The organism is Haloarcula sp. MBLA0138, from assembly GCF_055632455.1.
Window position 1 is genome coordinate 1,299,653 of sequence record NZ_CM145746.1, and the last position, 13,422, is coordinate 1,313,074.

The window sequence follows — 13,422 nt, forward strand, 5'->3', positions numbered from 1 at the left end:
GTCCCCGCCGCGCCCGTTCCGTTCCACCGGTCCCCGACGACGGCCTGCGGCCTGCCCGCGCCGCACTCCGCTGACGCCTCTCGCTCCGACTCCTCCGCTCGTCCCGCGCCCGACGACACGCACTTCTTTCCGTCTCGGTGCCCTCCGGCCCGGTATGCGACTGACGTTTCTCGGGACCGGGAGCGCCATGCCCACCGGCACGCGCGCCCAGTCGGGCTACCTGCTAGAGGCCGGCGACGACCGGCTGCTGGTCGACTGCGGCAGCGGCGTCCTGAACGCGCTCGCGCGGACCGACGCCGGCTACGAGGGCGTCGACGCGGTCCTCCTGACCCACCACCACCTCGACCACGTCTCGGACCTCGACGTGTTGCTGAAGGCGCGCTGGCTGGCCGGCGAGACGGACCTGACCGTCGCCGGCCCGCCGGGCACCGAACGGCTCGTCCGAGACCTCCTCGGCGTACACGAGTACATGCAGGGCCGACTGGACCTGACACTTCGGGACCTCGACATCGGGAGCGATGGTGACGAGACGGCGGCCGGCGGTGACGCCGCCGAGTTCTCCCTCGCGGGCTTTACCGGCGCGGCGACGGAGACGCGCCACTCGATGCAGTGCTTCGCGTACCGCCTCGCCGCGGACGGACCCGCGGTGGCGCTGTCGGGCGACTCGGAGGCGTTCCCCGGCCTCGTCGAGTTCGCCGACGGCGCGGCCGTCCTCGTCCACGACTGCTCGTTTCCCGACGGCGTCGACGTGTCGAACCACCCGACGCCGTCCGCGCTGGGGGCGGCGCTGGCTACGGCCGACGCCGAGGTGGGCCGAGTCTATCTCACGCATCTCTACCCACACACCGAGGGGAACCACGAGTCGATGCTCGACGCCGTCGCCGACCACTACGCCGGCGACGTGCGTTTCGCGTCCGACGGGCTGACGGTCACGGTCGCCGACGCCGAGTGACCGCGAGGGTCAGACCCGCTGGAGCGTGACGCGGAACTCCGCGCCGCCGTGCTCGCTGTCGGCGACCGCGACGGTGCCGCCGTAGGACTCGACGAGCGCCCTGACGAAGCCGAGGCCGAAGCCGCTGCCGGAGCTGTCAGGTCCCTTCTTCCCCATTTCGAATATCTGCTCGCGCAGTTCCTCGGGCACGCCGACCCCGTCGTCGGCGAAGACCACGACCACCTCGTCGGGCGAGCGCGCCTCGACGGAGACGTGGACCGACACCGGGCCGTCGTTGTGGACCGCCGCGTTGCTGACGATGTTCGTGAACACCGAGTCGAGCAACTCGCCGGCGAACACGCGGTACTCAACGCTTTCGGGGTCGAAATCGACGGCGAGGTTCTGGAAGTTCGCCCGCGCCTCGGTGACCGTCTCCGCGAGGACCGGCCGGAGGTCGCGGGGTTCCGGCTCCTCCTGTGCCTCCAGCGTCGAGACGAGGTCGCCGACCCGCTCGACGAGGTCGGCTGCGCTTCCGGCCGCCCGCTGTATCTTCTCGGCGTACTCCCGTGTCTCTCCCTCGGTTCGGTCAACCACGGCGTCGGCGAAACCCGCGATTATCTGGAGGTCGTTGCCGAGGTCGTGGCGCAGGAGCCGGTCGTACAGCTCTATCATCTCCTTGCGCGTTTCGAGGTCCTGTCGCGCGCGTTCGAGGCGCTCGCGCGAGCGGATGTTGCTGACCGCGGTCGCCGCGTGGGAGGCCAGAATCTCCAGCGGGCGGCTGTGTTGCTCGCCGAAAGCTTCCGTCGACGTGGACCGCGTCACGAGGATCACGGTCACCTCGTCGGCCATGCGGGCCGGCACGGCCAGCGTCGCCGTCACGTCGGAGTCGGCACCGACGCCGGCCGCGTCGCCGAGGACGGTGACCGTCTCGCCGGCGGCGTAGGCCTCGCTGGCGGCGTCGCTGGGCGGTTCGCCGGCGGTCAACTCCGGATACGTGCTGTGGACCACGCGGAGGTCACCGTCGCGGACCTCCACGAACGTCGAGTAGGAGAACTCGAAGAGGACCGAGATGGCTTCGAGGGTCAACGAGACGACTTCTTCGACGCTCTCACACCGGTTGAGCGCCTGCCCGTACTTGTTGAGGTCGGCGACTTGCCTCGCAAAGTCGGGCTGTTCTTCGAATGACATTCGTATAGCTCTCTCGTCGTGCGACTACCGGAGAGAGCGGAGGCCTACAAAAAACGATTTCGGGGCCGTTACAAGAAACGATATTCGGGCCGGACCAGTCGCCGGCTGCGACTGTTAGCTGGCAGACACGACGCGGCCGGTCGGGACGGTCGCGCCGAACGGTCGCGGTGGGCAGCCCGCCGAGGCGGACGGTCGCAGTGGACAGTCAGTCGAGGCGGTACCGAAGCAGAGCCGCGATGCCACCGAGGTTCGCCAACTGTTGACCCGGCGCGAACTCGGCCGAGAAGACCGTCACCTCGCCGCCCTGCTGTTCGGTCGTCTCGATGACGGCGTCCACGTCGATGTCCCAGTCTCCCTCGCCGGCGCGCTCCTGTCGGAGGCGGTCATCCAGTACCAGCAGCGTCTCGACGGCACCGTAGTCGGCCGCTTTGGCGACCTCCGCGGGGCCGTAGGCCACCTCGCTGCCCGCGCCGATGCGGGCCATCAGTTCGTCGACGAGGTCCGCCTCCTCGGCGATGCGGGTCTGTTGTTGGACCTCCTCGACCGCGCCGCGCTTGAGCACCTCGTGGACGCCGCGGTCACCGACGGCGGCGGTGTCGACGGTGCGGATGCCGTCGGCGACGTCGGGAATCTCGTCCGCGAAGTAATCGAGCGCGTCCTGCTTGGTGAACCCCGGGCCGGCGAGGATGTAGGCGTCCACGTCCTGCCGTTTCAGCACGTCCGCGAGTTCGGCGAACAGCTCCTCGCGCGGACGGGCGTACTCGCCCTTGCCGGTCGTCGAGGTGATGCTGGCGCGCTCCTCGGTGCCGTACTGGGCGACCGTGTGGACGTGGGCCTGTCCCTCCTCGACGGTGGCGATGGCGACATCGGGGTTCTCGGTAGCCTCGACGGCCTCCTCCAAGCGGTCGCGCTGGTCGGGCTTCCACACCTTCTCGACGGTCAGTTCGGTGTGTTCCTCGACGTTGAGCGTGTGGTGAAAGCCCAGTTGGTCCTCCCGGGAGCAGTCGACTATCTCGCCGCCGACGCGCAGGCGGTTGGCGAACTTGGCGAACTCCACGTCGCTCACCTCGATTTCGATCCACATGTGCTCGCGCTCGCCGCCGCTGTCCCGCAGGTTGTCGTCGTTGCGCTGGATGCGCCGCGTCGTGTCCCCATCGACGTGGTCGCCCGGCTCGACGACGTGCGAGAGGTGCCAGAGGTCGTCGAGTGTCTCGGGGACGACGGTGACGCGCTCGCGCCCGCCCTCGGTCGCCTCCCGATGCTGTATCTGCATGCGCGGGAGTCCGAGCGGGGGACACAAGTGCCCTACTATTCCCGGGCCGACGCCCCGCCTCAGGCCGTCGCGGTCCCGGCGGCCGAGTCCCCGGTCGAGAGGTCCGCCACGTCGACTGCTCGGACACCGCGCCCGATGGCGTAGGCCCCGGCGACGTTGCCGTAGAACGTGACGAAGGGGACCAGCAGCGCGCCGACGACCGTCGCGGCCACCGCGCCGGCGACCGCCTGTGCGATGACGGCTATCGCCACGGCGACCAGCCACGCGACGGCGTAGTCGCGCGCGCCGCCGACGCGACGGAGCGTCGACGGCGAGAACGCAGCCCCGAACCGACCGGTCACCGCGTAGGCCGCCACGGCCGCGGGCAGGAGATAGAGGGCGGCAAGCAGGACGAGCAGCGACAGGAACAGGAGCGCCACACCGACGAACAGTCCGAGGACCGAGAGCGCCGACGGTCCGCTTCCGACGCCGGCCTCGACGCCGGCCGGGACGAACAACGCCACGCCGGAGCCGACGAGGACGGCCGTCGGCACCAGCAGGTACACCGCGCTGACGACGAACGCGACGACGCCGTCCCGCAGCAGGCCACCCCAGTCGTCGAAGGCGGGCGGGGACCGGTCCGCGCCCGCGTGGCTCGCCCGAACGACCCGGACGAGGTAGCCGTACACGAACAGTAGCGGGACGAACAGGACCGCCAACAGCGTCAACACGCCGCCGACGAGCAGCGTCTCGGCCCTCCGGTCGCCGGTCCACGGGTATCTGAGTGCGTCTTCGAACATAGTGAATTCGCGCCGCCGCCGGTCACACCGTCGGTCCGCCGACGGCGGCCGCGTGAAGGGAAGTACCCACCGCGCCGATTTAAGTAGTCACCGGCAAGCGGGCGGTACGGCCGCGTTACTCCTCGACCATCCGGCTCCCGCCGGGCGGGAGGAACTCCTGAATCCGGTCGGGGCTGGCGACTTTCCGGACGAACGCCTCGTCGGCGAACCGGGACTTGAACTCCCGGTAGAGCCGCTTCGCGATGTCGTTTTGGGCGTACCGGCCGGGCTCGACGGTGATGCTGGTCGCGGCCTGCGGGCGAATCGCCGTCGGCGGGCCGCCGACGACTCTGGTCTCGTCCTCGCAGGTGACGCCGACGGCGACGCCGACCTCGGTGCTCTCGAAGTAGGTTCGGTCGCCCCGGACCGCGAAGCCACCTTTCTCCAAGTACTCGCCGCTCTCGGGCGTCTTCGACACTTGGTCGGGGTCGACCATATACACGTCGCCGGCGAACTTCCCGTCTTTCCAGACCGAGGAGTAGGAGACGGCGAACTGTGCGGCCTCGCGCAGCGACGACTCCGGGAACTCTACCTCCGCTGCGGGCTCGCTCGGCCCGGTTGCCTTGAGCACCGTCACCGGGCCGCCGTGTGCCTGCGCGTGGAAGAACTTGTCTCCGCGTTCGATGTACTTCTGGACGAGTTCCTCGTTGTCGTCGGCGTCCCGGCCGCCGATGACGAGGTAGCCGTCGGACGTGTGGAACCAACGGAACTGCTCGTACCACTGCTCGGTCGAGCGGACCGGAATCGACGGCTCGGCGAGCCAATCCGTCGGCTCGTCGGCGCTCTCGTCGTCGCTCTCAGAGTCGTCGCCGTCGTCGGCCGCCCACTGGTCGCGGCGCTGCTCGACGGCTTCGAGGTCCTCGCGGGTGTCCTCGATAGCCGCCAGCGCGCCCTCCTTCTTGCCCTCGATGCGCTTGGCCTCCTGATAGAGCCGGTCGGCGTTCTTCTCGACGCCGGTCGTCGCGTCCAGCGTCACGCGGGTCCCGTCGATGTCGAGAGTGACGGCGCTCTCGGAGCCGTCGACGCCGACGACGGCCTCGGCCTCGGGGATGCCGCGCTCGGCTCCCTCCTCGAACGTGTCGGCGATGTCGTCCCACGGCACGTCGTCGTCACGGGCGGCCCGCACCGTCGAGAGCACGTCGTCGACGAGGTCGTAGCGGGCGTACAGCAGTTCGGCCTTCTCGCGTTCGGCCTCGGCGTCGGCCTCGAAGTCATCGATGGCTCCCTGCTGTTGCTCGATGATGCGCTCGTACTTCGCCACCTCGGCCTCGAAGTCCGGCCGGGAGGGCTCGCCGCCCTCGACCTCGTCCTCGCGCTGGACGTCGTAGAAGTAGTCGTCCAAGGCGGCGTTGAACGAGTCGAAGGACTCGCTGTGGAGGTGGTCGTACTCCGCGAGCGGGAGCGGCGTCACGTCGACGCGGCGGCGCTCGGGCTCCTCGCCGTCGTCGCCCTCGTCGACGGTCTCGTAGTACACGCGGGGGTCGAGGTCGCCCTCGGCCAGCCGCGTCCCGAGGTCGGACACCACCTCGTAGACCCGCTCCAGTTGCGCGTCGGCGAGTTCGTCCACGTCGACGTTGTAGTCGATGCCGGCGCGGGTACACAGCTCCTCGCCGTAGAGGCCGCCGAAGTTGAGCTGCGTGGCGAGGGTGCGCACGAGGTCGGCGTCGGACTCCCGGACTCGCGCCTCGAACCCCTCGTAGTCGACGGTCAGCGGATTGAACCGCGCCGAGGGGAACTCGTAGGGCGTCCCCGGGGCGACCGTCCGGGACTTCAGCCGCACCGTCTCGACGCAGTCGACGACCTCGCCGTGTTCGTCCAGCACGGCGACGTTGCCGTCGCCGAACAGCTCCGCGACGATGGTGGTCGAGCCGTCCTCGCGGTCGAACTCCAGTTCGAGGATGCGGTCGAACTCGAACTGCTCGACGCGGACGAGGTCGGCCCCCGAGAGCCGGTTGCGCAACATCATGGCGAAGTCGGGCGGCCGCCCGGGCGCGTCGGGGACGTGAGCCGGGTCGGCGGCGTGGGCGCGCTTCACGTCACCGATTTCGACGACGAACTCGACGCGCCCGCGGTCGAAGTCCCGTAGTTTCAGCCTGACGAGGTCGTCCTCGGTGTAAAGGTACGCCTTGTCGAGTTTCGCGCCGGTGTAGCCGGCGAGCTCCCCCTCCAAGGCCGCGAGGTCGACGCTCGTCAGTTCCCGCTTGTGGTCCATGTCGGTGGCAGTCGTCGCCGGCCCAAAGGACTGTCGGGAGCGAACGCATTACTGTTTCCGAGTCGTAGCCGGCCTATGCCAGACCCACGGGACGAGCCGTCGGGGTACGACCGGCGGTCGATTCTCGGCGCGCTCGGGACCGCGCTGACCGGTGCGCTCGCCGGCTGTCCCGGGGTCACCGGACAGGCTGCCGTCGAGGAGTCGACGGTCACCCCCGCACCCGTCCCGACGGCGACCCCGACGCCGGAACCGGCACCGCTCCCGGCCGCGGCGACCGAAGCCCCGTGTCCGGAGTTTCCCGGCGTCGCCGTCGACGGCGTGGGTGTCTGTGGCGGGACCGAGGCGGACGGCGACCTGCCGGACGTGGCGCTGTCGCTGACCGACCGAGAACTCTCGGCACCGACGGCCGCGCTCGACGCTCGGTTCCGGAACGGAGGCGAGACGCCGCTATCGGGGCTGGTTCCGGCGTGGTCCCTCCAGAAGTACGTCGACGGGCGCTGGTTCGTCGTCGAACCCCGGGACATCACCTCCGGTACGGCCCGAACCGTCACTGGCTCGGACACCGAGCGGCGGTGGCGGCTCGCCCTCTTCGCGGACCCGTCCGGACGGCTCGACCCCCGCGACGGGGACGACGGCGAGGGTCTCGGCGTCGCCAGCCTTACCGACACGACGGAACTGGCCGTCGCCGGCGTGGGCGGGGGCGTCTACGCCTTCGTCGTCGGCGGGTGGCTCGGTGCCATCGCGCGCTCACAGCCCGTCGCCGTCGGCTCCCGATTCGTCTTCGACGGGCCGCCCCTCGAACTGACGCCGACGGAGTGGGTCCGGTCGGTCCGTCGGGAGGGGGACGCGGTGACGGTGACGGCCGACCCCGGTGCCGGCCCGGCGCGGACGTACACGCTCATCGCGCGCGAGACGGACAACGACGCCCGCCGCGTGCTCCCCGAACAGGTCGTCCGGAACCCGCCGCTTCGTAACCTGTTCGCCGCCTACGAGCCCGGGGTTCGGCGGGTCGTCCTGCGGACGCGGGCGCACCCGGCGTTCGACGACCTCTCGTTCAGCCGGCTGACCCTCGGCGACCGCGCGTTCGAGGTCCACGCGGGACTGTTGACGTGACCTCACAGCGACGCCGCCAGCGCCCGTAGCGCCTCGTCGCCGCCCGCCAGCAGCGGGTCGCCGTGCCCCATCGCCGCGAGGTCGAACGCGGGAATCCGGGCGGCCAGCGCGACGACGCTCTCGCGCAGTTGTGCCATGTCGTAGGAGTCGCCCCAGAACGGCGTCGTCAGCGCGCCGTCCTCCGCCCAGACGAGGTCGCCGAGAAACGCCGCCGCGACCCCGGCGTGGTAGTAGACCACGTGGCCGGGATTGTGGCCGGGCGTCGTGTAGGCGGTGAACCCACCGACGGCATCGCCGTCGGCGACCGGTCGGTAGTCGAGGTCCGGCAGCGGGAACACCCGTCGGGTGACGCGGTGGAACAGCCCCTTGTGGTGGAGGAGTTCGGGGTCGGTCCGGCCGTCGAGCAGCGCGAGGTCGTCGCTGCCGACGTAGACCGGCCCGTCGAACGCCGGGACCAGCCGATTGAGGCCGCCGACGTGGTCGAGGTCGTAGTGGGTGACCAGCACGCGGTCGAGGTCGGCCGGCCCGTAGCCCACCGCGGCCAGTTCCGCGACGGCGGTCGGCTCGTTCCACCACAGCCCCGCGTCCACGAGCGTCAGGGCGTCGCCGTCGCCCGGCAGGACGGACTCGTCGACGAGGTAGGCGTTCGCCGCCAGCGGCGTCACGAGGCCGAGTTCCAGCAACCAGACGCCTTCCCGGAGACGGCGGACCATACCCCACGGAGGGGACCGACGGGGAAAACTGTCGCGGTGGGGACAACGGATTTTGTCGGCGGCCGCGTACCGACGGGTGTGGACCACCTAAACGCCCTCGCCGGCGGCGGATGCCTCGCGGGCGCGGCGGTCCTGACAGCCCTCGTCGGGCCGGCCGGCGTCGTCGACGGGGCCGGCAGCGCGGTGTTCGCGGGCGGACTCGCGCTGGCCGGCCTCCTGTTTCTCGCCGCCGCGACGGAGCGGACCGTCGGTGTCGGACGCCGTCGCGTCGACCTCCACGACTGCTCGGGGCTGGGTGACGCGGCTGTCGGCGCGGCGATACTGGGCGGCCTCGCGGCCGCACCCGCCGGCCCCGCCGGCGTCGGTTACGCGGCGCTGGTCGCTCTCGGCGGGGCGAGCGCGGCGCTGTTCGGCGTCGTCGGCCTCGCGGAGAAGTACGGCCGGCTGTGAGCGGTCACGCCAGCCGCTTCGAGACGTACGGACCGTCCTGTCTGTAGCCTAGTTTCTCCCGGTAGTACTGCCGGACGCCGATACCGGAGATGACCGCCAGCTTCGAGTAGCCGGCCTCGCGGGCCAGTTCCTCGGCCTTCCCGAGCAGGCGCTTCCCGTACCCTTGGTGCTGGTGGTCGTCGTCGCCCGCGGACTGCCCGACGCCGACGGAACTGCCGTAGACGTGGAGTTCGCGGACGACGGCGGCGTCGTCGAGTTCGCGGCGCACTGGGTCGTTGGGGAACCGGAGCCGGCAGAAGCCCAACAGCACGTCCCGGTCGAAGTCCTCGAACGAGACGAAGTGCTCCGTGCCGCCACAGGCCTCGTAGGTCGAGACGCGCATCTCGACGGTCTCGGGTTCGGCGTCGCTGTGGCCGACCTCCCGACAGCGGATGCATTCACAGGACCAGCCGTGGTCGGCCATCCGCTTGCGGGCCAGTTGCCGGAGGTTGGACTTCCAGACGCCGCCCTCGATGAAGTCCGCGGGGATGTCCCGCTGGACGCGCTGGAGGCGCGTGTAGCGGGGAATCATCTCCTTTATCTCGGCGACGAGTTCGGCGGCCTCGTCGTTGTCCAGCGGCTCGAACTCGTCGTTTCGCCACCAGTCGTAGGTGACCGTCCCCTCGACGACCAGCGTCGGGTATATCTTGAGGTAGTCGGGCCGCCACTCGGTCTCCTCGAAGATCCGCCGGAAGTCCTCGAGTACCATCTCCGTGGACTGGCCGGGCTGGCCGGGCATCATGTGGAAGCCGACCTTGAACCCCGAGTCGCGCAGGCGGCGGTTGGCGTCGATAGAGGCCTGCACGCCGTGACCGCGGTGCATCTCGCGGTTGATGCGCTCGAAGGTGGTCTGGACACCGACCTCGACTTTCGTCCCGCCGAGGTCGAGCATCCGGTCTATCTGCTCGGGGTCACACCAGTCGGGCTTCGTCTCGAAGGTAGTGGCGACGTTGCGCACGTCGGCCGTCTCGTTCTCGGCGAGGACATCCTCCACGTAGCGGAATTCGCGGTCGTCGGGGTCCTCGGCGAAGCTCACGTCCTCGGCCGGCGTCGGCTCGGCCGTGGGGTCGAAGTCGTTCATCGCCTCGACGGCGCGCTTGACGAACCACTCCTGATAGTCGTGGCTCCGGGCGGTCATCGTCCCGCCCATCAGGATGAGTTCGGCCTTGTCGACGGGGTGGCCGATTTCCCGCAACTGGTTCAGGCGCAGCGTGACCTGCCCGTAGGGGTCGTAGTCGTTCTGCTCGCCGCGGGCCGCCGCCGGCTCGTGGCCCGTGTAGGACTGCGAGGAGGAGAACTCCGAGTCGGGACCGCCCGGACAGTAGAGGCACTTCCCGTGTGGACACCGGTGGGGCGAGGTCATGATTGCGACCGGCGAGACGCCCGAAGCGGTTCGGACCGGCTTTCGCTGGAGGACCTCCTCCAGCGTCTCGCGGTGTTCCTGTGGCGCGTAGTCGAGCAGTTCGGAGTTTTTCGGGACCTTCGGGGCCGAGTGTTCCCGGCAGACTGCTATCTTGGCCTGCTCGACGTCGTCGCGCTCGACTTCGCCGGCGAGGATGCGGTCGACCAGTTCGGCACAGACCTGCTGGAACGCCTCCGTCTCGCGGGGGTCGGCCGAGTCGCTGCTCATCGTCTTGTGGGTGGTCGTCGTCTGGCGCGAATAAGCGTGTCGCTCGCGTCCGTGCCCGGCCCGCACACGCCCGCCGGCTTGAACACGCGGGCGTCCGAAACAGAAGCTATGAACACCGACTCCGCCGACGCGCCCGAGCGACCGACGTTCCGCGGCTGCGTGGTCTGTTACGGCGCGGCGTGGGCCCACTACGGCGCGAAGCGGGCGGCCCGGACGGTCGGCACCGACGAGTGAGAGGTCACTCGTCCCAGTAGTCCATCTCGGCGTCGGCGTCGAGATACCGCGAGAGGCTCCGCTCGTCGCCGTCGCCGCCGGGTGCCGAGCCCGCGTAGAGGCCGACCATCCCGCGGTCGGGGTAGACGGTGATGTCGGGGTCGTCCATCGTCGAGACCATCAGCAGCCGAAGGCCGTCGTCGCCCGCGGCGACCTCGTGGGCGCTCTCCTCGCCGGCTGGGAGCGCGACGTAGTCGTCCGGTTCGAGCGCGTGTTCGGTCGCGTCCGTACCAAGCCACAGCGTTCCGGTCCCGTCGAGGACGAATATCGCCTCCTCGTTGCCCTCGTGGTAGTGCCGGAGCCAGAGCCGCTTGCCGGGGGGCACGCGGTAGAGGCTCGCGCCGAGTTCCTCCCCGCCGGCCGCGGCACCGAGTTGCTTGCGCTCGAACGCGCGGTCGCCGTGGTCGTGTTCGGTCCACGCCACGTCGTCGGCGTTGACAGGGCCGTCGCTCATGGTCGAGCGACGCGGGGCGGCCGCAAAAAGGTCGGCCCTACAGGCGGTCGGCCAGCGCCTCGACGGTCGCATCGACGACCGCGTCGCGCTCGCCGGCGAGGAAGCGGACCGACCCCTCGCGCGCGCTCCGGGTCGCCACGCCGCCCTCCGGCACGGCGTCGGCGACGGCGTCGACCAGTTCGTGCAGGTCCACGTCGGCGTCGGCACGGACGTACAGCGTGTCCGTCCCGTATCCAACGACGGCGTCGTACTCGTCGCGGACCTCGCGGTGGAGTTCGTCGAGCAGAAGCGTCTCCGGCGGGAACTCGTAGCGGTGCGTGTAGGCGTCGGTGTCAAGCACCGCCAGCGAAGCGTCGCCGACCGAGCGCTCGTCAGCGTTCGCCAGCGCGGTGTCGACCTCGGCGTCGACCTTCTGGCGGAACTGCTCGGCGACGTTGCCGGCGAGGTCGCCCACGTCCTCCTCCTCGTCGCCGAAGACGAGGTCGGTGATGAGTTCGCGCTTGTCCTCGTAGGACTGGTAGTGAGCCTTCAGCGCGACAGCCTGTCGAAGTTGGGTGACGGCCTCGGGACTGTAGCCGGCGTCGGTAGCGGCGTCGAGGTAGGCCTCGGGGGCGTCCTCCCAGAAGCTCACCGCAGGCAGGTGTCGGAGGTCGTCGCGCACGTCGGCGTTGACGTGGGCGGCGACGTTGGCGGCCAGCGCCGTCGCGGTGGTCGACGGGGCGTCGACGACCGCGTCGACGGCCTCGGCGATGCTCTCGTCGACTGCCACGTCGTCGACGACGACGCTCGGCGCGCCGTAGACATCGAGCATGTCGAAGCCGTCGAGGCTCTCGCGGGTGCCGCCGGCAGCGACGAAGACGAACAGGGGGAGCGTCTCGTCGTGGCGCTCCCGGTTGTCAAGCATCGTCGTCGTGTCCTTCGTCGCGTCGTCCATGTCGTAGACGCCGCCCTCCAGCGGACGGCGGTCGAAGTAGTGGTACCGGGCGTCGTCGCGGCGGTGCTGGTCGTCGACCAGCGGGAGCGTCGCGCGTTCGAGCGCGCTCCCCGCGAGGTAGCCGTCGGCGGTGTTGGCGTGGCGCACGATGACCGGCCGCTCCGTGAGGACGGCCTTGCGAATCTCGGTCGCCACGGCGACGAGGTCGTCGGCCAGCGCCTCGACGGCCGCGTCGGCCGCCAGCGGGTCGACGGCCTCGGGCCGGGCCTCGTCGTCGAGCGCGTCCGAGAGGCGCTGCCGGACGGCGTCGCCGTCTTCGCCGTCGAGGACGGTCAGCTCCTCGGTCTCGACCTGTATCTCGCCGCGGCGGCGGCGCACCTCGCCGACGAGTTCGATAACGTCGTCCTCGTCGACCTCGGGGTAGGCCCGGACGCCGGCCTCGACGAAGGCCGCGCAGTCGACCGTCCCGGTCTCGTCGTGGAGTTCGAACACCGTCGGGCCGGAGGTCTGGCGGATGCCGACGACCTCGCCGTCGAGTGCGACCGTCTCGCCGACGTGGTCTTCGAGGGCGTCGACGGTGACCGCAGTGGTCTCGGCGTCCGCCGCTGTCTCGTCCTCGGTGTCGGCTTCCGCGTCGGCGTCGGTACCAGCTTCCGCGTCGTCAGCTTCCGCGTCGGCGTCAGCTTCCGCGTCGGCGTCAGCTTCCGCGTCGGCCTCGCTCTCGGCGTCGTCCGCCGATGCGTCGGCCTCCTCGACGACGGCCGCGCCGGCCTGTCCGCTCGTCTCGCCGACGGAGCCGCCAGCGCCGTCCCGGCGGTCGGCGTCACCGGTCGTACTCACGCCGCCGGCAGTCGCCGCGGCGGCCTCGGTGTCGGCAGTCTCGTCGGACGCCGACGCGTCGCCGCTGCTGTCGCCGGCCGCCGCGGCCGGCTCACTCCCGTTTCCCTCGTCGCCCTCCCCGTCCTCCTCTTCGAGAAGTATCTCGTGGCCGCGGTCGGGGTCGTCGACGAGCACGCCGCGGAACTCGTTCTCGCTCTGGCGGATGGACCAGCCGAGGTCGATGTTGCCGTTGTCGCGGATGTTCTTGACCTGTACGTACACTGTCTCGCCCGAGTCCCAGTCGAGGGAGTCGAGCCGACGGTCCAGTTCGCTCCGGTGGAGGAGCCCCGTCACGCTGTCGCCGATGTCAACGAAGACGCCGAACTCGGCGAAGCCGTCGACCGAGCCGCGATAGTAGCGGTCGACCGACAGTTGGTTGGGGTGGTCGCCCCGAAACACGAACAGGGCGTCCTCCTCGTGGAGGTCACAGATGCGTCCTTCGACAGATGTGCCGCAGATGATACACGAACCCATTGACCGGTGAAAGCGGTTCGGGCCTAAAACGGTTGTCGAAT

General features: G+C 70.3%; 12 protein-coding genes. 4 read left to right on the plus strand and 8 right to left on the minus strand.

Annotated elements, in window-relative coordinates; translation table 11 throughout:
* Nucleotides 1-154 precede the first annotated feature (154 nt).
* Nucleotides 155-952: an MBL fold metallo-hydrolase gene (locus tag ACV7JO_RS06865; RefSeq protein WP_470355597.1), complete on the plus strand. Its 798-nt coding sequence runs from the start codon at nt 155-157 to the stop codon at nt 950-952.
* A 9-nt stretch (nt 953-961) separates the two neighbouring features.
* On the opposite strand, the gene ACV7JO_RS06870 is transcribed toward ACV7JO_RS06865, so the two are convergent.
* The 4 genes from ACV7JO_RS06870 to rqcH form a co-directional block, all read right to left on the minus strand.
* A complete protein-coding gene (locus ACV7JO_RS06870) occupies nt 962-2,119 on the minus strand; it encodes a sensor histidine kinase (protein ID WP_470355598.1) in 1,158 nt (385 codons plus the stop codon).
* Between the two features lie 205 nt (nt 2,120-2,324).
* A complete protein-coding gene (locus tag ACV7JO_RS06875) occupies nt 2,325-3,392 on the minus strand; it encodes an mRNA surveillance protein pelota (RefSeq protein WP_470355599.1) in 1,068 nt (355 codons plus the stop codon).
* Between the two features lie 59 nt (nt 3,393-3,451).
* Nucleotides 3,452-4,171, minus strand: coding sequence for a DUF4013 domain-containing protein (locus ACV7JO_RS06880; protein WP_470355600.1), 720 nt, complete (start codon nt 4,169-4,171; stop codon nt 3,452-3,454).
* 115 nt (nt 4,172-4,286) lie between these two features.
* Nucleotides 4,287-6,422 (minus strand): ribosome rescue protein RqcH, encoded by a 2,136-nt coding sequence (rqcH, locus tag ACV7JO_RS06885; RefSeq protein WP_470355601.1) that lies wholly within the window; start codon nt 6,420-6,422, stop codon nt 4,287-4,289.
* A gap of 75 nt (nt 6,423-6,497) precedes the next feature.
* Here rqcH and ACV7JO_RS06890 point away from each other — a divergent pair, with 75 nt between their 5' ends.
* Complete coding sequence (locus ACV7JO_RS06890; RefSeq protein ID WP_470355602.1) at nt 6,498-7,535, plus strand: hypothetical protein; 1,038 nt, start codon at nt 6,498-6,500, stop codon at nt 7,533-7,535.
* 2 nt (nt 7,536-7,537) lie between these two features.
* Here ACV7JO_RS06890 and ACV7JO_RS06895 read toward each other — a convergent pair whose 3' ends face one another.
* Entirely contained in the window at nt 7,538-8,248 is a 711-nt protein-coding gene (locus tag ACV7JO_RS06895; RefSeq protein WP_470355603.1) for an MBL fold metallo-hydrolase, read from the minus strand.
* A 78-nt stretch (nt 8,249-8,326) separates the two neighbouring features.
* On the opposite strand from ACV7JO_RS06895, the gene ACV7JO_RS06900 reads away from it, so the two are divergent.
* Nucleotides 8,327-8,698: a DUF7994 family protein gene (locus tag ACV7JO_RS06900; protein ID WP_470355604.1), complete on the plus strand. Its 372-nt coding sequence runs from the start codon at nt 8,327-8,329 to the stop codon at nt 8,696-8,698.
* Nucleotides 8,699-8,702: 4 nt separating this feature from the next.
* Here ACV7JO_RS06900 and ACV7JO_RS06905 read toward each other — a convergent pair whose 3' ends face one another.
* Nucleotides 8,703-10,367, minus strand: a complete 1,665-nt coding sequence (locus ACV7JO_RS06905) for a tRNA uridine(34) 5-carboxymethylaminomethyl modification radical SAM/GNAT enzyme Elp3 (RefSeq protein ID WP_470355605.1) — start codon at nt 10,365-10,367, stop codon at nt 8,703-8,705.
* Between the two features lie 108 nt (nt 10,368-10,475).
* Between ACV7JO_RS06905 and ACV7JO_RS06910 the strand changes: the two genes are divergently transcribed.
* A complete protein-coding gene (locus ACV7JO_RS06910) occupies nt 10,476-10,601 on the plus strand; it encodes a hypothetical protein (RefSeq protein WP_470355606.1) in 126 nt (41 codons plus the stop codon).
* A gap of 4 nt (nt 10,602-10,605) precedes the next feature.
* Here ACV7JO_RS06910 and ACV7JO_RS06915 read toward each other — a convergent pair whose 3' ends face one another.
* A complete protein-coding gene (locus ACV7JO_RS06915; RefSeq protein WP_470355607.1) occupies nt 10,606-11,094 on the minus strand; it encodes a cupin domain-containing protein in 489 nt (162 codons plus the stop codon).
* Nucleotides 11,095-11,131: 37 nt separating this feature from the next.
* Complete coding sequence (locus ACV7JO_RS06920; protein WP_470355608.1) at nt 11,132-13,381, minus strand: OB-fold nucleic acid binding domain-containing protein; 2,250 nt, start codon at nt 13,379-13,381, stop codon at nt 11,132-11,134.
* Nucleotides 13,382-13,422: the final 41 nt, after the last annotated feature.